Genomic DNA, 19929 nt, shown 5'->3' on the forward strand with positions numbered 1-19929 from the left:
GCCTTCAGGCTACTGGCCCGTCGAGAGGCAACCGGCGGCCCAGGACTGCGAAGGGGCGTCGGTCGCCGGCGAAGGTGAAGTCGCGCAGCACGTCTTCGAACCCGAGCCGCCGGTACAGCCGCCAGGCTCGGTTGTCCTCTCCCGCGACCTCCGGTGTGGACAACATCACGTTGTCCGCGGAGACGCCGCCCAGCAGTCGGCTGCACAGTCGTCCGCCGAGCCCGTGGCCCTGGGCGCTCGGGAGGACGTGCAACTCGGTGAGTTCGAAGTAATCGTCGAGCGTGGCCTCGACACTGTGCGGGGAATGCCCCGTGCGCCGCAAGCCGTCGCGCACCTGCTGATGCCACCACTGGTGCGCGGCACCGTGGTAGCCGTATGCGACGGCCACCAGCGAATCCGGCTGGTTCGGGTCGGTGTTCGGGAGCAGTGCACCGACTGCTCGCCAGCCCGGCCGGTGCAGATGTTCGCTCCACATCGGTGCCCTGCTCTGTTCGGTTCCACGCGGATAGCCCATGGCCTCGACGTAGATGGACAGTGCCTCGAACAGCCGCTGGCGGAATTCCGGGGGCGTCAGATCGACCAGGTACGGCGTTGTCTGCGCATCGGTGACGACTGTTCTCAACCTTTCTTCGGCAACTTGTCGGTGGGCACAGCTATATTGAATGTGTCGAACGGGTGTTCGACAATCGGGGCCGAGTGCGCCGGTGGCTTCGGCTCGGATCGTCGAGACGGATTCTCCGGAGTTCGACTGTAAGGCTTCGCCACGGTTCCGGCCGCGTCAGGTACGCGCCGGAGATTCGAACTGGAGGTGTTCGAGTATGACGATCACGAAGGCATTCGATGCCGGAGTGCGGTCGCCGGTGTCGCGTCAGGCTCAGGTTCTGCTGGGTCGAGCCGATGCCCTGCTGTCCGAGTCCATCGGGGAGAGCGATGCCGGAGATCGATTTCTCGGGAGCTACGCCGCCGCGTTGAAAGGTGCGGCAGCTGTGCTGGCGTCGCTGCCGAATTCGATCGGAGCACGTCCCCGTTCACGCAGTGCATGGGTGCTGATGGCCAAGGCGGCACCGGATCTCGCTGTCTGGGCCGACTATTTCGCGTCCTTCTCGGCCACGCGGGCCGCGGTCGAGGCCGGCGCGTCGAGCACGATCGCCGATCTCGATGCCGACGATTTTCATCGGCACGTCGGTCGTTTTCTGAACTCGGTCGAGGATCGACTCGGCGGGCAGGCTCGATTCGCGTCCGTCGATCCGATGACTGCACCCTTGTCGGCGTAGCTCACCGAGCTGGACGCCGGGTGACAATCGCCACGTCATACGGTGTTCGCTCGGAGTTTTCGGGACGTCCGTCTCCAAAACTTCGGTGTTTCTCAGGAACACATCGACCGAGTAGGTGGTAAGCGGCCGATTCAGCTCGTATCATCGACAGCAGGTAGCCGCCAAGGTCAGCTTCCCGTCGTTTCGCAACCGAAATGACCTTCAATATCTGTGCAGGGGGAGGTACCGTGCCACTCTCCGAGCACGAGCAGCGCATGCTCGATCAGATCGAGAGCGCTCTCTACGCCGAGGATCCCAAATTCGCGTCTCATGTGAGGGGCGGTCGCGTACGCGCGGCGTCGAGCAGGAGGCGCTTTCAGGCTGCCGCGCTGTTCGTAGTGGGACTCGTGTTGCTCGTCGCCGGTGTTGCATTGTCGACGAACAGTCTGGCTTTTCTCGTCGTCAGTCTCATCGGTTTTTTGTTCATGTTCGGTGCCGGGGCACTGTTCCTGTTCGGCGGTTCCAACAAGGGAGCCGCAGCGTCGCAGGACGAAGTCAGCACAGCCAACGATGCTGCCGAACCGTCCGGGCGTAGTACCGGGCAGAAATCGAAGGGTGGTCGCAAGGGCGGCAGCTTCAGCTCTCGCATGGAAGATCGGTTCCGTAAGAGGTTCGAGCAGGAGTAGTCGACCGGGTTCGACGGACCGCTACCGGCTCGTCTCCACAACTTCACGCGTCAACGTAGAACAGCATCTCACCTTCGGGTGAGGTGCTGTTGTCGTTTCTGCCCTCGGACGGACGCCGCCGAATCGCCCGTAGCCCTCCGCTTCGCGTCGAGGGCCGGCTCGGCCGTCCCCGCGCACGGGAGTTCTGGGATGCCTCCCCGACATCCCCCACTTTCACCCACAGTCCCCACTTCTCCCCACCCGAGCCCCACTGGAGGGTCGAGATCTGCGTTCGTTCACCACGCCCGATGCCGAGGTGCTGGTCAGGCGGCTTCAACGATGGACTCGAGCGCTGTCGCTCCCGAATCGAACCGGCGATGTCGCCTGCGGCGTCGCGGCCGACGACACCGATCTTGTGCATGCTGAGCTGCATGAATGTCATTTCGGTCAAAGTTTTCCGGCTGTGGATGGTTCGAAGTGGGGGAGAGTGGGGTAAAGTGGTCCGCAGCGGAGAGTCGAGGCTGGAGGTGGCGAGTGTTTCTCGGTACCTACACGCCGAAGCTCGACGACAAAGGTCGACTCACGTTGCCGGCCAAGTTTCGGGACGCGCTTGCAGGAGGAGTCATGGTGAGCAAGGGGCAGGATTTCAGCCTCGCTGTCTACACCGCGGCGGACTTCGCAGAGCGCTCACGGAAATTGACGGCGGCTTCTCGTGCCAACCCCAAAGCCCGTGCCTACGTTCGTCAGTTCTTTTCGGGAACCGACGAACAGCGGCCGGACGGACAGGGTCGTATCACCATCAGTCCCGAGCATCGCCGCTATGCGGGGCTCGAACGAAACTGCGTGGTGATCGGTTCGATGGACTTCATCGAAATCTGGAACGACGAAGCGTGGGCGCGCTACTCCGCTGAGAACGAGCAGGACTTCTCCGACGCTTTCGACGAGTCCCTCGGAGGGATCTTGTAGCCCCAACCAGGTCGCCTGCGAGTGCAGCGAGGCCTCTGCCCGATCAGAACCCTGACGTTCTTCCCCAACGCCAGGTTTCGCAGATCAGGACCCTGACGTTCTTCCCCAACGCCAGGTTCCCTATCGGACAGGGACCTCGATGCATTCGCATCGGCTTCGGTGGGCGACCCGCACGGCCCGGACCCGGGCGAGAAGTACGTACGCGCGACCGGGAGGAACCATGACGGAGGGCACCGGACCGGACGACAACGAGTCGTCCGCCGACCGAACCCACCGTCGATCCGCAGGCCCGGTCCACGTTCCGGTTCGACTCGAACGAGCCGACGAATTGCTCGGACCCGCACTCGAATCCACCGGCGACACCCGAGTCATGATCGACGCAACACTCGGACTCGGCGGTCACGCCGAGCACTTCCTGCGGACCTATCCGCACCTGCATCTCATCGGACTCGACCGGGACCCCGACGCGCTCGAGCTGGCCGGAGCCCGGTTGGCTCCGTTCGCTGATCGAATCACGTTGGTGCACACGACCTACGACGGCATCGCCGACGCGCTCGACGAGGCAGGCCTGCCTGCGGTCGATTCCGTTCACGCCATCCTGTTCGACCTCGGAGTGTCGTCCATGCAGTTGGACGAGTCCGATCGCGGATTCGCGTACTCCGTCGACGCCCCACTGGACATGCGAATGAATCCGACCGTGGGAATCACCGCCGCAGACGTGCTCAACACGTACTCGCACGGCGACATCGCCCGGGTTCTCAGCACCTACGGCGAGGAACGATTCGCCGGCAAGATCGCCTCGGCTGTACTGCGTCGACGAGAGCACACGCCCTTCACCACGAGCGGCCCGTTGGTCGAATTGCTCTATGCCGCAATCCCGGCCGCGACGCGGCGCACCGGCGGACACCCTGCCAAGCGCACCTTCCAAGCGCTGCGCATCGAGGTCAACGGTGAACTGGATTCGTTGAAGGCGGCGGTCCCTGCCGGGCTCGACGCGTTGGCTGTCGGCGGCCGGGTGGTCTTCATGTCGTATCAATCGCTCGAAGATCGAGTTGTCAAGCAGGAGTTGGCACCTCGGATCAAGTCGCGCAGTCCCGAGGGGCTGCCGGTCGAGCTACCCGGAATGGGTCCGGAGTTTCGGCTCCTGACCAGAGGTGCCGAGCGTGCCTCGGATGCAGAAATCGACGTCAACCCACGTTCGGCTCCGGTGAGATTGCGCGCCGCCGAACGGATTGCAAGGAGAGCGGAATGACGGTTCCAGGCACAACCGTTGGGACACAACGCAATCGGGTTCCAGCGCCGCGGCACGAACGTACGGGTAAGGGCGGTGGACGATCCGGTGCTGCACTGCGCGCATACGAGCGCAGGCAACAGCGCGCGTCGATCCACACCTCGGATTCTGCGCGTGGATCCGGAACCGGTGCGCGGCCTTCGTTGAACGGGAGCGCTATCGCAGCGCGAATTCCGTTCGTCGCCTTGATCATCGGCCTGCTCGCCATCGGTCTCGGTCTGACGTTGCTGCTGACCACTCGGTCCGCGGGCGACTCCTACGATCTCAGCGCCGCCAAGGCCGTCAATGCCGAACTGGCTCAGCAGCGGGCGTCGCTGCAGCGTGATGTCGAGTTGGCGGAGTCGGCTCCGGAGTTGGCGCGCAAGGCCGCCGAGCTCGGAATGGTCCCGGTGAAGAACTCTGCGCATCTCATCGTCGCGCCGGACGGCGGCGTCCAGGTCGTCGGTACCCCGGCTCCGGCGGACGGTGCACCGGTGGCACCACTCGATCCGGTATCGTCCGCGGCCGCAGGCGAGGGCACCGTCGCGAATCCGAGCACACAGTCACAGCAGCAGCAGACGCCGAGAAGCGCCTCGCAGCCCAATCGGACGTCGGGAACGATCGACACCCGTGCCGCCACGCCGAATACAAGCAATGGAGCTGGAAACACCGCGCTTGCTGAACAATTGGTTCCCATGAGCATCCCCTCGCTCGAAACACCTGCGGTCGAAGCCCCCGAGCCCACCGGCGAAGCATCGGGTGACGGGCAGTGACCAGGCCTTCGCCTGCTCCACGTCGTCGGCCGCCGAGCCGAAAGCGTCTCGACTCGTCCACCTTTCGGTTTCGCCACGGCACCGGCCGCGTTCTGATGTACCTGGCGCTCGCCGTCGCGGCGGCCCAGTTGCTGTGGATTCAGGGATTCGACGCGCCGAGGTTGTCGGCCGAGTCGGCGTCCCAACGCACCACCACGCTCGTCGATCCGGCGATGCGTGGATCCATCCTGGACCGGAACGGCAACCCGATCGCCTTCACGATGGAGGCCAAAGCGCTGACGTTCCAACCGGTTCGGGTTCGCAAGGAACTCGACGAGGCCCGGGCGAAGGACCCGACCGAACCGGAGACGGATCAGTACCTCGAGGACATCGCCGCGCGCATCCACAGCGACCTCGGCGATGTGATCAGCGAGAAGGACCTGCTCGCGAAGCTGAAGAGCAACGACGAGTTCACCTACCTCGCCCGCGGGGTGGACGCCACCGTGGCGTCGAAGATCAGCAAGGATTTCAAGCAGGTAGGACTCGAGCGTCAGGACATCCGTGAGTACCCGGGCGGATCGCTGGCCGGGAACATCGTCGGTGCCACCGGATGGGACGGACACGGTCTGCTCGGTCTGGAGGATTCGCTCGACGCGACCCTGGCCGGAACCGACGGTTCGCAGACCTACGACCGCGGATCCGACGGTGCCGTCATTCCCGGAAGCTGGCGGGACAAGCAGCCGGCCGTGAACGGTTCGAGCGTCGAACTGACCATCGATGCAGATCTGCAGTACTACGTGCAGCAGCAGGTGCAGCTGGCGAAGGACCTGTCGGGAGCGAAGAACGCCTCGGCGTACGTGCAGGATTCGCACACCGGCGAGGTGCTCGCCATGTCGAACGACAACACCTTCAACCCCGGTATCGGGGTCGGCAACAACGAGCGCACCAAGGAAATGGGCAATCTGTCCGTCACCACGCCGTTCGAACCCGGTTCGGTGAACAAGATCATCACCGCGGCCGCAGCCATCGAGTACGGACTCACCACACCCGACGAGGTGCTGCAGGTACCGGGCAGCATCTTCATGTCCGGCGTGTCGGTCAAGGATGCGTGGGACCACGGCGTCGCGCCGTACACGTCGACCGGTGTGTTCGGTAAGTCGTCGAACGTCGGCACCCTCATGCTGGCGCAGCGCGTCGGGGAGGATCGCTACGCGGACATGCTCACCAGGTTCGGCCTCGGCCAACGCAGCGACGTCGGTCTGCCCGGCGAGAGCGCGGGAAACGTACCGAGCCGTGATCAGTGGTCGGGCGGCACGTTCGCCAACCTCCCCATCGGTCAGGGACTGTCCATGACGCTGTTGCAGATGACCGGGATGTACCAGGCCATCGCCAACGACGGAGTCCGCATCCCGCCGCGGATCGTCGAAGCGACGGTGGACGCCAACGGTCAGCGAACCGAGACCCAGCAGCCCGACGGTGTGTACGTGGTCAGTCCCGATACCGCGAAGACGGTCCGCAACATGTTCCGATCCGTCACCCAGGACGACACCGGAAATCAGCGCGGTACCGGAGTCGCTGCGGGCGTCGAGGGTTACCAGATCAGTGGCAAGACAGGTACGGCTCAGCAGGTCGACCCCGAGTGCAAGTGCTACTCGAACTCGAACTACTGGATCACTTTCGCCGGTATCGCGCCCGCGGACGATCCCCGCTACGTGATCGGAATCATGCTCGACGCCCCGACGCGCAGCGCGGACGGTTCGGGCGGTCAGTCGGCAGCACCGCTGTTCCACAACATCGCCAGCTGGATGCTGCAGCGGGACAGCGTGCCGATGTCCGCCGACCCCGGACCCAAGCTGGTTCTGCAGGCGGACTGAGATTCCGACCCGCCGGTTCGGGAGTCGGGGCGGCGACATGACTGTCCCGGACGCCGGTAATCTGACACATCGGCTCGTCCGTGTTCGTTCGGCTGTCGCCGCGGCGTGATCGAGCCGCGGCGGGCGCGCGGCCGGCAGTAGAGAGGAAGGGAGCAGGAGTGACTGTGTCATCGGATTCACAACCGGCTCCGGGTTCACGTCCGGCGCATCCACCACACACCGAAGTTCGGGAGGTGGCGTCCGCGGTCGGTGCAACGATCGGCGAGGGCGACCCCGCCGGTGTGAGCGTGACCGGTATCGATCTGCGAGCACAGTCCGTTCTTCCCGGCGATCTCTTCGCAGCACTGCCCGGATCTTCTCGACACGGTGCCGAGTTCGTCGCCGACGCGATCGAGCGTGGTGCGGTGGCGGTGTTCACCGACCCGGCCGGACTCGAGATCGTGCGGGGAGCGCTCGCAGGCACGGATCGACAGTTTCCGGTGCTCGTGCACGAACGTCCGCGCCAGGTGTTGGGGGCGATCTCCGCTCTGGTGTACGGCAACCCGTCGTCGAAGATGACCGTCATCGGTATCACCGGTACGTCGGGAAAGACGACGACGTCGTATCTGCTCGAAGCCGGGCTGACCGCTGCCGGTCGGCGGTGCGGTCTGATCGGGACCATCGAGACACGTGTTCTCGGCCGGCACGTACCGAGCGCGCTCACCACTCCCGAGGCTCCACAACTGCACGCGCTCTTCGCCGTCATGGTGGAGGAGGGTGTCGACACGGTGGTGATGGAAGTGTCCTCGCACGCGTTGTCCCTCGGCCGGGTCGACGGCACCCGCTTCGCGATCGGTGCGTTCACCAATCTTTCGCAGGACCACCTCGACTTCCACGATTCTCTCGAGGACTACTTCTCGGCCAAGAGTCGCCTGTTCGCGGCCGACTCGGCGGTTCGTGCCGACACCGCCGTCGTCTGTGTCGACGACGCGTGGGGCGTGCGGATGGCAGACATCGCTCGAGCGGCCGGGTCGACCGTGGTGACCGCGTCGACCGGTGCCGAGTCACAGTGGACGGTCTCGGACTGGGCCAAGCACGACGACGGCACACAGTCGTTCACCGTCGCCGATCCGCAGGGTGCGTCACTTCCGGTCTCGGTCCGGTTGCCGGGTCGCTACAACGTCGCCAACACCGTCCTCGCGTTGGCTACTTGCGCTGCGGCCGGGGTCGACGTGCGCAGCGCTGTGGCCGGGGTCGCCACGGTCGACGTGCCGGGTCGCGTGCAGCGGATCGATCGTGGACAGAACTTCCTTGCGGTGGTCGACTACGCGCACAAGCCTGCGGCCGTCGAGGCCGTGCTGGCGACGCTGCGCGAATCCTCGCGCGGACGGATAGCGGTTGTGCTCGGAGCAGGTGGCGACCGCGACACCGCGAAGCGTCCGCTGATGGGCGCTGCCGGAGCGCGCGGTGCCGAGCTGCTGGTGGTGACGGACGACAACCCGCGCAGCGAGGATCCGGCCGCCATTCGGCAGGCCGTCGAGGACGGCGCGCTGTCGGTGCCCGACGAGGCCCGCGGTGAAGTACGGAACGTGGCAGGCCGCGCAGCGGCGATCGAGCAGGCCGTGGCGTGGGCACGTGAAGGGGATGTTGTGTTGATCGCAGGTAAAGGGCACGAGACCGGCCAAGAGGTAGCGGGTGTGAAGCATCCGTTCGACGACCGAGTGGTACTGGCCTCGGCCATCGATGCGCGTCGGGTCGGCACGAGCGCGGGCGTACGGTGATCCCACTCTCGATCGACCGCATCGCCGAGATCGTCGGAGGCACGGTGCACGACGTGCCGGATCCGACGGTCGTGGTGCCGGGGCCGGTGGAGTTCGACTCCCGCAAGGTGACCTCCGGCAGTATCTTCCTCGCCCTCCCCGGAGCGAAGGTGGACGGTCACGACCACGCCGCCGACGCGGTTGCCGCCGGTGCGGCCCTGGTGCTGGCCGCGCGTCCGGTGGGTGTACCGGCCGTGGTCGTGCGTCCGGTTCCGCACGACAGTCGCGCGATGGCGCTCGAGAACGACCCCGACGGCTCCGGTTCGGCAGTGTTGACCGCACTGGGCGCTCTGGCCCGGGCCTCGGTGCTCGAGTTGACCGCCGAACACGGCCTGACCGTCGTCGGCGTGACGGGATCCTCGGGGAAGACCTCCACCAAGGATCTGATTTCCGCAGTCCTCGAGCCCCTGGGCTCGGTGGTGGCACCACCCGGATCGTTCAACAACGAACTGGGACATCCGTGGACGGCGCTGCGAGCCGATGCCGAGACCGATTTCCTCTGTCTCGAGTTGTCCGCCAGGGGAATCGGTCACATCGCCGAACTCGCCACGCTCGCACCGCCCAGGATCGGGGTGGTCCTCAACGTCGGCACCGCGCACCTGGGCGAGTTCGGCTCGCGCGCGGCCATCGCACTAGCGAAGGGCGAACTGGTCGAAGCACTGCCGAGTGCTGCCGACGGGGGAGTGGCGATTCTCAACATCGATGACCGACTGGTCGCCGAGATGGCCACCCGCACAACGGCATCCGTCGTCACGGTGGGACGCAACGCAGATGCCGACATCAGGGCGATCGACGTGCAGGTCGACACCGACGCCCGGGCGTCGTTCACGCTCGAATGCGCAGCGGGTTCGGTACCGATCACGCTGGCGGTGCACGGTGAGCATCAGGTCGGCAACGCCCTCGCGGCAGCGGCCGTCGCACTCGAGTGTGGAGAAACGCTGACGCAGGTTGCTCAGGCGCTCGGGACGGCCGCACCGACGTCGATCAGGCGGATGGACGTGCGCACCCGCGCCGACGGCGTCACTGTCGTCAACGATTCGTACAACGCCAACCCCGATTCGATGCGCGCTGCACTCAAGGCGCTGGTGTCGATGTCGCGTCGCGACGACGGACCGAAACGCCGCAGCTGGGCGGTGCTGGGGGAGATGGGCGAACTGGGTTCGGACTCGGTGGTCGAGCACGACGCGATCGGCCGGCTCGCCGTCCGCCTCGACGTCGATCGTCTGATCATCGTCGACTCGGGACGTCCTACTCGTGCGCTGCATCAGGGTGCAGTCATGGAAGGTTCGTGGGGCGAGGAATCGATGCTGGTGCCCGACCGTGAATCGGCGATCGAAGTGCTGCAGGAGGAGGTGCGTCCCGGCGACATCGTGCTGGTGAAGGCCTCGCAGTCCGGGGCGATGTGGACCGTCGCAGACGCTCTGCTGGCCGATGCCTCCGGTGTCGCTGCGGAGGGTGAGCAGTGAGGCAGATCCTGTTCGCCGGAGGCATCGCACTCGCGGTCGCGATTCTGCTGACCCCGGTCCTGATCAAGACCTTCTCGAAACAGGGCTTCGGCCAGGAGATCCGGGTGGAGGGCCCGGCGAGTCACCAGTCCAAGCGGGGCACACCGACAATGGGCGGCGTCGCAATTCTGGTCGGCATCTGGGCCGGGTACTGGGGCTCGCATCTGATCGGCATCGGCTACGACGCGGACGGTCCGTCGGCCTCGGCCCTGCTCGTTCTCGGCCTGACCACGGTGCTCGGTCTCGTGGGCTTTCTCGACGACTTCATCAAGATCCGCAAGCAGCGCAACCTGGGTCTGAACGCCACCGGCAAGTACGTCGGTCAGATAACGGCTGCCGTGCTGTTCGCGATCCTGGTGTTGCAGTTCCGCAGCGAGAGCGGGCTCACTCCGGGCAGCACCCAACTGTCGTACGTTCGCGACATCGCCACGTGGTCGATGTCCGCGGTGGTCTTCGTGTTCTTCGTCTGCCTGCTCGTGATCGCGTGGTCCAACTCGGTCAACCTCACCGACGGACTCGACGGCCTCGCCGCCGGGTCGATGACGCTGGTGCTCGGTGCTTACACCGTCATCACTTTCTGGCAGTACCGCCAGGCGTGTGCTGGGCCCGCCGGTCCTGCCCCCGGCTGCTACGACGTCCGAGATCCCCTCGATCTGGCCCTGGTCTGCGCCTCGGCAGCGGGAGCCTGCATCGGCTTTCTGTGGTGGAACGCCGCGCCGGCCAAGATCTTCATGGGTGACACCGGTTCACTGGCCCTCGGCGGTCTGATCGCAGGCCTGTCGGTGGTGACCAAGACCGAGCTGATCATGGTGGTCATCGGTGCACTGTTCGTCGCCGAGGCCGCGTCGGTCGTCATCCAGGTCGCGGTGTTCCGGTCCAGTCGCCGACGCGTGTTCCGCATGGCACCGTTCCATCATCACTTCGAGTTGGCCGGATGGGCCGAGACGACGGTGATCATCCGGTTCTGGTTGTTGGCCGCCATCGCGTCGGCCGTCGGACTCGCTCTGTTCTACAGCGAGTATCTCGCTGCTGTCGGCGGATAGAGCATGGACGAACTCGTGCACGACTCTCGGACCGATCTGACCTGGTTGCGTGGCAGCGCGGTGCTGGTGACCGGTGCCCGCATCTCGGGACTCGCCGTCGTGCAACCACTGCTCGATCTCGGTGCCGTCGTCACGGTCACCGACTCCAATCGTGCCGCGCTGGACGAGGCGTCGAACTCCGGTGCTGCGGTGGTGCTGCAGGACGACCTGCTCGCCGATCCAGCGGCGCTCGCAGCGTTTTCGCTCGTCGTCACCAGTCCAGGGTTTCGTCCCGACTCTCCGGTGTTGGCCGCTGCCACGAAGCAGGGCATTCCGGTGTGGGGCGATGTCGAGTTGTCCTGGCACGTGGACCGGGTCGAGCTGTACGGACCCCGAACCCGCTGGCTGGTCGTCACCGGCACCAACGGAAAGACGACCACCACCTCGATGCTGGCGTCGATACTCGACGCCGCAGGCATCGAGTCGGTCGCCTGCGGCAACATCGGACTCCCCATCGCCGACGCATTGCGCGGTACCCCACATCCGAGTGTGCTGGCGGTGGAGTTGTCGTCGTTCCAGTTGTTCTGGGCTCCGTCGGTGCGTCCGGCGGCGGGGGTGGTGCTCAACATCGCCGAGGACCATCTCGATTGGCACGGCGGTATGGACGGGTACGTCCAGGCCAAGGCTCGTGCGTTGAGCGGCGATGTCGCGGTGGTCGGTCTCGACGACTCCAGGGCGGCGAGCCTGGCGGCCGGGTCTGCGGCGGCGACCGTCGTCGGTTTCCGGCTGGGTGAGCCGGCCTCGGGTGAGCTGGGAGTGCGGGCGGGGCTGCTCGTGGACAACGCCTTCGGGGAGGACGTCGATCTTCTCGCTGCGGACGACGTGGAGCCGAGCGGCCCGTCCGGCGTTCTCGATGCGCTCGCTGCGGGCGCGCTGGCTCGTTCGATCGGAGTGGCGGCCGGAGCTGTTCGGGTAGGGCTGCAGACCTACCGAGTGGGACCGCATCGTGCTGCGGTGGTGCGCGAGCTCGGCGGGGTGACGTTCATCGACGATTCGAAGGCAACGAACCCGCACGCTGCTCGCTCCTCGATTTCTGCGCACGATCGCGTCGTGTGGATCGCGGGTGGGCTGTTGAAGGGTGCGGTGATCGACGATCTGGTGGTCGAGATCGCCGATCGGCTCGTGGCCGCGGTCGTTCTCGGGCGCGATGGGATGCAGATCGCGGAGGCTTTGGCGCGACACGCGCCCGATGTTCCGGTCGTCAGGCTCCCTTCGGGAGACGATGCTGGTGTGACTCATGGTGCTGAAGATGCTGATGCGGTGATGCGGGCGGTCGTGGCCCATGCGGCCGAACTCGCCGCGCCGGGGGATACGGTCCTGCTGGCCCCGGCCGCCGCGTCACTGGACATGTTCGCCGACTACGGCCACCGCGGCCGCAGCTTCGCCGAGTCGGTCCAGCGCCTCGATGCCACCGACATCGGATCGCCGCGATCGTGACCGCCGGTCATCCGCCGCGTCCGCCTCGCCGCACCGCCGCTCCACGCACCCGAATCGGCCTGTGGTTCGGCAGGCCGCTCGCGTCCTTCCACCTCATCGTCACGATCGCGGTACTGCTCACGGTGTTGGGCCTGGTGATGGTGCTGTCGGCGTCGTCCGCCGAATCCTTCGCAGCCGACGAGTCCGGGTACGCGCTGTTCACACAGCAGTTGATCGGTGTCGCGCTGGGAGTCGTCGCGTTCTACGTCGCTCTCCGGCTGCCGGTTCGGTACCTCAGGAAGCTGTCGTTTCCGCTGTTCCTGGTCTCGATCACCATGTTGATGCTGGTGCTCATTCCCGGTATCGGTGCCGAACGTCAAGGTGCGCGCCGCTGGTTCGACTTCGGCGTCGTGTCCTTCCAGCCGTCCGAGCTGGCCAAGGTCGCGCTGGTTCTGTGGGGTGCGCACCTGTTGGCCTCGCGTCGCAGCGAGCACGGCAACATCAAGTCGCTGCTGCTGCCGCTGCTTCCCGCGGGTCTGCTGATGTGTCTGCTCGTCGTGCTCCAGCCGAACCTCAGTACTGCCATCGCCCTCGGCATAATCCTGGTGGCGCTGCTGTGGTTCGCCGGCCTCAACGCTCGGCTGTTCGGTGCGGTGCTGATGACCGGTCTGGCGCTGGCAACCGTGCTCGCGTTCACCGCCGGTTACCGATCCAATCGCGTCAAGGCCTGGCTGAATCCGGGTGAGGACACCCAGGGCCTGTCGTATCAGTCGACCCAGGCGAAATACTCGCTGGCCGACGGCGGAATGTTCGGTCGCGGACTCGGGCAGAGCCGCGCGAAGTGGAGTTACCTGCCCAACGCACACAACGACTTCATCTTCGCCATCATCGGCGAGGAACTCGGGATGATCGGCTGCCTCGCAGTCATCGGATTGTTCGGTCTCTTCGTCTACACCGGCCTGCGTATCGCCATGCGTTCGGTCGATCCGTTCCTGCGCCTGTTGACCGCAGGTGCCACGTGCTGGGTGTTCGGCCAGGCCATGATCAACATCGGCTACGTCGTCGGGCTGCTGCCGGTGACCGGCCTACAGCTGCCGCTGGTCTCCTACGGTGGCACCTCGACCGCGATCACGCTGTTGATGTTCGGCATCATTGCGAGCGCCGCCCGGCACGAACCGGAGGCGATCGCAGCCCTGCACGCGGGGCAGGAAGGCCGTATCGCGCGAGCCCTGAAGCTGCCGCTGCCCGCCGTGTTCTCGCCCAAGCGAGCCGCGATGGCACGGTCGAAGTCCACTCGCCCCACGCTGGCGGCGCAGGATCGCAAGCGTCTCGAGTCCCGTAAGAGCCAGGGCAAGGACGGTCGCGCAGCGAGGGCAGCCGAGCCCGGTCGCGCAGCGAGGGCAGCCGAGCCCGGTCGCACCCGCACTCGAGTCTCCAGCTCACGGACCGACACGATGGCGCCCACATCGGCTGCGTACCGGGGCGATTCGTCCCGCGGCAACCCCCGTCGTGGCGAGCCAGTCCGGCGAGAGCCCGCCGCCGGATCGCGATCGGCATACCGTCCGCGGCCGGAACCACAACCCGGTCGCCCGCCCGTCCGCTCGGGTGAGCGAGGATATCGACGGTGAAGCAGACATCTCGACCGATTTCCGTAGTGGTTGCCGGGGGCGGAACGGCCGGGCACATCGAGCCCGCGCTCGCTGTGGCCGATGCCTTGCGTGTCCTCGACCCCACCGTGACCGTGACCGCTCTCGGCAGTAGCCGTGGTCTGGAGACGACGCTCGTCCCGGCTCGCGGGTACGCGCTCGAACTCATTCCACCCGTTCCGCTGCCCCGTAAGCCCACCGTCGACCTGCTCAAGTTGCCGCTGCGCGTCGTGCGATCGGTGCGCCGCACCCGAGAGATCTTCGCGGCCGTCGAGGCCGACGTACTCGTCGGATTCGGCGGCTATGTCGCGTTGCCTGCCTATCTCGCTGCCCGCGGTCGCCTGTTCGGCCGCGGCGGCCGAATTCCGGTGGTCATTCACGAGGCCAACGCGCGAGCGGGCATCGCCAACAAGGTCGGTGCCCGGTCGGCCCAGCGGGTGCTCGCCGCGGTCGCGGGCTCGGGTATCGCCGCACGCGGTGCCGCCGACGCGGATGTGATCGGAATTCCCGTGCGTCCCACCATCACCGAACTCGACCGGGCCGCGGTTCGCGCGGAAGCTCGTGCGCACTTCGGTCTGCCCGAGAAAGGCCCGGTGCTGCTGGTGTTCGGCGGCTCGCAGGGGGCCCGATCGCTCAACGATGCGGTGTCCGGAGCCGCGGCGGCCCTCGCCGACGCCGGCATCTCGGTTCTGCACGCTCACGGTCCCAAGAACTCGCTCGACGTCGAGCAGCGCAATCCGGACGCGCCGTACGTGGCGCGTCCGTACATCGACCGAATGGATCTGGCGTATGCGGCCGCGGACCTCGCGATCTGCCGGTCCGGTGCGATGACGGTCGCCGAGGTTTCCGCGACCGGGTTGCCTGCCGTCTACGTACCCCTGCCGCACGGCAACGGCGAGCAGGAACTCAATGCCCGTCCGGTGGTCGACGCCGGAGGTGGCATCCTGGTATCCGATGCGACACTGACCGAGCAGTACGTGAGCGAGACGGTGGTCGCGCTGTTGGCCGACACCGAACGAATTGCCACCATGTCTCGGGCCGCCGCCGGTGCCGGGCACAAGGGCGCAGCAGCTGCCGTCGCGCAGATCGTGCTCGACACCGCGCACGCGGCGCGGCGCTGAGCTCGGCGGCGTCGAGCATGAGAAGAGAACGAGGGAGACGTCCGCGTGACAACTGAGGGTGCGATGTCGGATCTGCCGGCAGAGCTCGAACGAGTACACATGGTGGGCATCGGTGGTGCCGGAATGTCCGGCATCGCGCGGATCCTGCTGGCTCGCGGGGGACAGGTGTCGGGTTCGGATGCCAAGGAATCGCGCGGCGTGCTCGCACTGCGTGCACGCGGTGCCCAGGTCCGCATCGGTCACGACGCCAGCGCTCTGGACATGATCGACGGCGGACCCACCGTGGTGGTGACGACCCACGCCGCAATTCCCCAGTCCAATCCCGAACTCGTCGAAGCTCGGGAACGCGGAATCCCGGTGGTGCTGCGGCCGGCCGTGCTGTCTTCTCTCATGCAGGGATACCGCACGTTGTTGGTCTCGGGTACGCACGGGAAGACGTCGACGACCTCGATGCTGGTCGTCGCCCTCCAGCACTGCGGGTTCGATCCGTCGTTCGCCGTCGGGGGAGAACTCAACGAGGCCGGGACCAACGCCCACCACGGCAGCGGCGACGTGTTCGTGGCCGAGGCGGACGAGAGTGACGGCTCGCTGCTGCAGTACACGGCCAACGTCATCATCGTGACCAACATCGAGGCCGACCATCTGGACTACTTCGGCACCACCGACGCCTACGTTCAGGTGTTCGACGATTTCGCCGCGCTGCTCGGTCCGGGCGGTGTGCTCGTGGCCTGTATGGACGATCCCGGTTCGGCGGCGCTGGCTCGACGCGTGGTCGAGCGGAACCTTCCCGGAGTGAAGGTGCTGGGATACGGGTCCTCGGACGTCGACGCGGGGCCGGTCGAGGTGGCCGTTCGACTGCTGGCGTGGGAGCCCGAGGACATCGGCGGTGTCGCGCAGTTGCAGATCGCAGGCGAGGACGCGGCGCGCACCGTTCGGCTCGGTGTTCCGGGACGCCACACCGCCCTCAACGCGCTGGCGGCGTTCGTCGCGGCGCGTCAGGTCGGTGCCGGTGTCGAGGAATTGCTGGCCGGGCTCACCGGTTTCGGCGGAGTCCACCGGCGCTTCCAGTTCACCGGGCGTGAGCACGGCGTCCGCGTGTTCGACGACTACGCGCACCACCCGACCGAGGTGCGTGCGGTGTTGACGGCCGCGCAGGCTCTCGTGGCGGGCCAGGACCGTTCGGGTCTCGAGCAGGGACGGGTGGTGGTGGTGTTTCAGCCGCACCTGTACTCGCGGACCGCGACGTTCGCCGAGGAGTTCGGTGCCGCATTGTCGTTGGCCGACGAGATCGTCGTGCTCGACGTCTACGGCGCGCGCGAGGAACCGTTGCCCGGTGTGACGGGGGCGCTGGTTGCCGCGTCGGTCACCAAGCCGGTGAACTACCAGCCGGATCTGTCGTTGGTGGCCAAGCAGGTCGCCCATCTGAGTATGCCCGGCGATGTCGTCATCACCATGGGCGCAGGCGACGTGACGATGCTCGGCGGACCGATTCTGGATGCGCTTCGCTCGAAGACCGATTTCGGTGCTGCGACCGGCCGCGGGGCACCGAAGGATCGGCCGTCGACGTGACCCGCCGCTCCGATCGAGTCCGTTCTTCGAGGTCGGGAACAGCTGCAGGAGAGGGTGATTCGCCGTCCGCGGTCACCGACAAGCAGGCACGTGCTCTGGCGCGGGAAGAAGAGCGCGCCCGGGTGAAGCGGTCGCGGCGCAAGGCCCTGCTCATCGCGCTGGCCGTGGTGGTCGTCATGGTGGGATCAGCTGTGCTGGTGTACTTCACACCGTTGCTGTCCGTTCGCACCATTGCGGTCGCGGGGGCATCGTCGGTGTCCGAGGAGGAGATCCTGGAACGGCTCGACGTCCCCGTCGGCCTTCCGTTGGTTCGGGTGGACACGGCGGCCGCGGCACAGCGGGTGGCGACGATTCCGGCACTGGCCACGGTTCGCGTGCAGCGGAAGTATCCGTCCACCGTTCAGGTGACGGTCGAGGAGCGAGTTCCGGTGGCGTTCTTCGATTCTCCGGACGGCACCCATCTCCTCGACTCCACCGGCGTCGATTTTGCGATCGCGCCACCACCGCCCGGAGTGGTGCGTCTGGTGACCGACAACCCGGTGTTCGGTGATCCGGTGACCGAAGATGCACTCGCGGTTCTCGATACGTTGCCACCGCTGCTGCGCGATCAGGCAGGAGAGGTGCGGGCGAGCACGTTGTCCGACATCTCGATTCTGCTGCTCGACGGGCGCACCGTGGTGTGGGGCAGCAAGGACGACTCGGAACGCAAGGCCGCAGTTGCGATCGCGTTGCTGTCCCAGCCCGGGCAGATCTTCGACGTGTCGAGTCCGGATCTGCCCACCACCAAATAGTTTCGACGCGCGTGACGGGAATTTCTCGCGCGGCGTCGGCGCGCCTAATGGCGATAGTCGTCGGCGATGAATAGCGTTTCGACCAGTTCAGTACTTGACATAACTCTAAGCCTGTGGTTTAGGTTGAGGGTTTTCCACATTTCACGCAACAATCCACGGAAGGCGAGAGCCCATGACGCCCCCGCACAACTACCTCGCCGTAATCAAGGTCGTCGGCATCGGCGGCGGCGGCGTGAACGCGGTCAACCGCATGATCGAACAGGGACTCAAGGGAGTCGAGTTCATCGCGGTCAACACCGACGCTCAGGCCTTGCTGATGAGTGACGCAGACGTCAAGCTCGACGTGGGTCGCGAACTGACTCGCGGACTCGGCGCAGGTGCCGACCCGGAGGTCGGCCGCCGCGCAGCGGACGATCACAAGGACGAGATCGAAGAGGTGCTCAAGGGTGCCGACATGGTGTTCGTCACCGCAGGCGAGGGTGGTGGCACCGGCACCGGTGGTGCTCCCGTCGTCGCCAACATCGCTCGCAAGCTCGGTGCGCTGACCGTCGGTGTCGTCACCCGGCCGTTCTCGTTCGAGGGCAAGCGGCGCGGTGGACAGGCCGACACCGGAATCCAGCAGCTCCGTGAGTCCTGCGACACGCTCATCGTGATCCCCAACGATCGACTTCTCCAGCTCGGCGACGCGGCCGTGAGCCTCATGGACGCATTCCGCAGCGCCGACGAGGTATTGCTCAACGGCGTCCAGGGCATCACCGACCTGATCACCACTCCCGGCCTGATCAACGTCGACTTCGCCGACGTCAAGGGCGTCATGTCCGGTGCAGGCAGCGCATTGATGGGTATCGGATCCTCACGCGATGAGGGTCGAGCCATCAAGGCAGCCGAGTCGGCGATCAACTCGCCGCTGCTCGAAGCCTCGATGGAAGGTGCACGCGGTGTGCTGCTCTCCATCGCCGGTGGATCCGACCTCGGTCTGTTCGAGATCAACGAGGCCGCCTCGCTGGTGCAGGAAGCCGCACACATCGACGCCAACATCATCTTCGGCACCGTCATCGACGACTCCCTCGGCGACGAGGTCCGCGTGACCGTCATCGCCGCGGGCTTCGACGGCGGAACTCCGACCCGACGTCCGGTCGAAGCGGCTGCCTCCACGCGTGGCCCGATCGGATCTGCTCGCTCGGGCGAGGTGTCCTCCAGGTCGAGCGACAGTTCCGACGGTGCTGTGTTCCGCGATCCGGTCGGCGCACCGAGTGGTAGCAGTCTGCCGCCGCTGAACTCGTCGAGCTCGTCCAACCGCGAATCGTCGAGCCGCGAATCCGCAGCCGGTCACGGCCGTGACTCGGCCGGCCAGGGCCGCGAATCCGTCGGGTCCGGCCGTCGCGTGCCGATCGCCGAGGACGAGGGCGAAGACGAAGTCGATGTGCCGTCCTTCATGCGGCGGTGAGTGACACCGCATCCGCCGGTCCGTTTCGTGTCCGACGCGTCTCGACGACGCGGGAGGGCGGCGTCTCGGCACCGCCGTTCGACACGTTCAATCTCGGCGACCACGTCGGTGACGACCCCGCTGCGGTGGAGGCCAACCGTCGACGCCTGGGTGACCGATTGGGCATGGGACTCGAACGGTTCGTCTTCATGGAGCAGGTCCACGGACGCACTGTCACGGTGGTCGACGGTCCGGTGTCCGAGCCGGTACCGATGACCGATGCGTTGGTGACGACGCAACGTGACCTCGGTTTGGTGGTGCTCACTGCCGATTGCGTGCCGGTCCTGCTCTCCGACGAGGAGGCCGGGGTGATCGCCGCCGTGCATGCCGGACGGGTCGGTGCCCGCATCGGCATCCTTCCTCGGGTGTTGGCCGCGATGGTCGAACTCGGTGCTGTCCCGTCGCGGATCGGTGCATTTCTGGGTCCGGCCGCGAGCGGTCGGCAGTACGAGGTGCCCGCGTCCATGCGAGCGGACGTCGACAAGCATCTCCCGGGCAGCGCGACGACGACGGTCCGCCGTACGCCGGGGCTCGACATTCCCGCCGGTATCCGCACTCAACTGCTCGCTGCGGGAGTGTCCGGGGTGGCGCAGGATCCGCGGTGCACCATCGAGGACCGGGCCTTGTTCAGCCACCGTCGCGAAGGGTCGACCGGCCGCATTGCCAGTGTCGTCTGGATGGACACATCCGCAGGAGATCGGCCGGAAACGGCCGATCGGTGAATCGGCAGAGAA

Annotated in this window: 18 protein-coding genes; 16 read left to right on the top strand and 2 right to left on the bottom strand. The window is 66.4% G+C overall.

Annotated elements, in window-relative coordinates:
• Positions 1–4: 4 nt before the first annotated feature.
• Entirely contained in the window at positions 5–622 is a 618-nt protein-coding gene (locus tag CH295_RS20395) for a GNAT family N-acetyltransferase (RefSeq protein WP_037192822.1), read from the bottom strand.
• Between the two features lie 196 nt (positions 623–818).
• Here CH295_RS20395 and CH295_RS20400 point away from each other — a divergent pair, with 196 nt between their 5' ends.
• Positions 819–1274 (top strand): SAV_6107 family HEPN domain-containing protein, encoded by a 456-nt coding sequence (locus CH295_RS20400; RefSeq protein WP_094741758.1) that lies wholly within the window; start codon positions 819–821, stop codon positions 1272–1274.
• 227 nt (positions 1275–1501) lie between these two features.
• On the top strand, positions 1502–1939 hold the full coding sequence (locus tag CH295_RS20405) for an SCO2097 family morphological protein (RefSeq protein WP_094741855.1): 438 nt from the start codon (positions 1502–1504) through the stop codon (positions 1937–1939).
• Between the two features lie 43 nt (positions 1940–1982).
• Here CH295_RS20405 and CH295_RS20410 read toward each other — a convergent pair whose 3' ends face one another.
• Positions 1983–2360 (bottom strand): hypothetical protein, encoded by a 378-nt coding sequence (locus CH295_RS20410; RefSeq protein ID WP_094741759.1) that lies wholly within the window; start codon positions 2358–2360, stop codon positions 1983–1985.
• A 92-nt stretch (positions 2361–2452) separates the two neighbouring features.
• On the opposite strand from CH295_RS20410, the gene mraZ reads away from it, so the two are divergent.
• The 14 genes from mraZ to pgeF all read left to right on the top strand — a co-directional run bounded on the left by mraZ (position 2453) and on the right by pgeF (position 19917).
• Positions 2453–2884, top strand: a complete 432-nt coding sequence (gene mraZ / locus CH295_RS20415; RefSeq protein WP_027497352.1) for a division/cell wall cluster transcriptional repressor MraZ — start codon at positions 2453–2455, stop codon at positions 2882–2884.
• A 220-nt stretch (positions 2885–3104) separates the two neighbouring features.
• Entirely contained in the window at positions 3105–4136 is a 1032-nt protein-coding gene (gene rsmH / locus CH295_RS20420) for a 16S rRNA (cytosine(1402)-N(4))-methyltransferase RsmH (protein ID WP_037192814.1), read from the top strand.
• Complete coding sequence (gene ftsL, locus CH295_RS20425) at positions 4133–4927, top strand: cell division protein FtsL (protein ID WP_502694518.1); 795 nt, start codon at positions 4133–4135, stop codon at positions 4925–4927. The genes rsmH and ftsL overlap by 4 nt, the downstream gene beginning before the upstream one ends.
• On the top strand, positions 4924–6780 hold the full coding sequence (locus tag CH295_RS20430) for a peptidoglycan D,D-transpeptidase FtsI family protein (protein WP_094635449.1): 1857 nt from the start codon (positions 4924–4926) through the stop codon (positions 6778–6780). The genes ftsL and CH295_RS20430 overlap by 4 nt, the downstream gene beginning before the upstream one ends.
• Before the next feature lie 158 nt (positions 6781–6938).
• Entirely contained in the window at positions 6939–8540 is a 1602-nt protein-coding gene (locus tag CH295_RS20435; RefSeq protein ID WP_094741760.1) for a UDP-N-acetylmuramoyl-L-alanyl-D-glutamate--2,6-diaminopimelate ligase, read from the top strand.
• Complete coding sequence (locus tag CH295_RS20440) at positions 8537–10045, top strand: UDP-N-acetylmuramoyl-tripeptide--D-alanyl-D-alanine ligase (protein ID WP_094741761.1); 1509 nt, start codon at positions 8537–8539, stop codon at positions 10043–10045. The genes CH295_RS20435 and CH295_RS20440 overlap by 4 nt, the downstream gene beginning before the upstream one ends.
• Positions 10042–11127, top strand: a complete 1086-nt coding sequence (mraY, locus tag CH295_RS20445; protein ID WP_032394385.1) for a phospho-N-acetylmuramoyl-pentapeptide-transferase — start codon at positions 10042–10044, stop codon at positions 11125–11127. The genes CH295_RS20440 and mraY overlap by 4 nt, the downstream gene beginning before the upstream one ends.
• A gap of 3 nt (positions 11128–11130) precedes the next feature.
• Positions 11131–12603, top strand: coding sequence for a UDP-N-acetylmuramoyl-L-alanine--D-glutamate ligase (gene murD, locus CH295_RS20450; RefSeq protein WP_094741762.1), 1473 nt, complete (start codon positions 11131–11133; stop codon positions 12601–12603).
• A complete protein-coding gene (gene ftsW, locus CH295_RS20455; RefSeq protein WP_094741763.1) occupies positions 12600–14210 on the top strand; it encodes a putative lipid II flippase FtsW in 1611 nt (536 codons plus the stop codon). Before murD ends, ftsW begins: the two co-directional genes overlap by 4 nt.
• Positions 14207–15349, top strand: a complete 1143-nt coding sequence (gene murG, locus CH295_RS20460) for an undecaprenyldiphospho-muramoylpentapeptide beta-N-acetylglucosaminyltransferase (RefSeq protein ID WP_212556196.1) — start codon at positions 14207–14209, stop codon at positions 15347–15349. The genes ftsW and murG overlap by 4 nt, the downstream gene beginning before the upstream one ends.
• 63 nt (positions 15350–15412) lie before the next feature.
• A complete protein-coding gene (gene murC, locus CH295_RS20465; RefSeq protein WP_094741764.1) occupies positions 15413–16918 on the top strand; it encodes a UDP-N-acetylmuramate--L-alanine ligase in 1506 nt (501 codons plus the stop codon).
• Complete coding sequence (locus tag CH295_RS20470) at positions 16915–17709, top strand: cell division protein FtsQ/DivIB (RefSeq protein ID WP_170945990.1); 795 nt, start codon at positions 16915–16917, stop codon at positions 17707–17709. Before murC ends, CH295_RS20470 begins: the two co-directional genes overlap by 4 nt.
• 172 nt (positions 17710–17881) lie before the next feature.
• Positions 17882–19156 carry a cell division protein FtsZ gene (gene ftsZ, locus CH295_RS20475; protein WP_094741765.1) on the top strand — a complete coding sequence of 425 codons (1275 nt, stop codon included), beginning with the start codon at positions 17882–17884 and terminating at the stop codon, positions 19154–19156.
• Positions 19153–19917, top strand: coding sequence for a peptidoglycan editing factor PgeF (pgeF, locus tag CH295_RS20480; protein ID WP_094741766.1), 765 nt, complete (start codon positions 19153–19155; stop codon positions 19915–19917). Before ftsZ ends, pgeF begins: the two co-directional genes overlap by 4 nt.
• Positions 19918–19929 lie beyond the last annotated feature (12 nt).

Source organism: Rhodococcus sp. 14-2483-1-2 (assembly GCF_002259405.1).
Classification (GTDB): Bacteria; Actinomycetota; Actinomycetes; order Mycobacteriales; family Mycobacteriaceae; genus Rhodococcoides.

Coding starts and splice junctions, on each gene's coding strand:
- CH295_RS20400 (WP_094741758.1), top strand. CDS start 819: ATGACGATCACGAAGGCATTCGATGCCGGAGTGCGGTCGCCGGTGTCG.
- CH295_RS20410 (WP_094741759.1), bottom strand. CDS start 2,360: ATGACATTCATGCAGCTCAGCATGCACAAGATCGGTGTCGTCGGCCGC.
- rsmH (WP_037192814.1), top strand. CDS start 3,105: ATGACGGAGGGCACCGGACCGGACGACAACGAGTCGTCCGCCGACCGA.
- ftsL (WP_502694518.1), top strand. CDS start 4,133: ATGACGGTTCCAGGCACAACCGTTGGGACACAACGCAATCGGGTTCCA.
- murD (WP_094741762.1), top strand. CDS start 11,131: ATGGACGAACTCGTGCACGACTCTCGGACCGATCTGACCTGGTTGCGT.
- murC (WP_094741764.1), top strand. CDS start 15,413: ATGTCGGATCTGCCGGCAGAGCTCGAACGAGTACACATGGTGGGCATC.
- ftsZ (WP_094741765.1), top strand. CDS start 17,882: ATGACGCCCCCGCACAACTACCTCGCCGTAATCAAGGTCGTCGGCATC.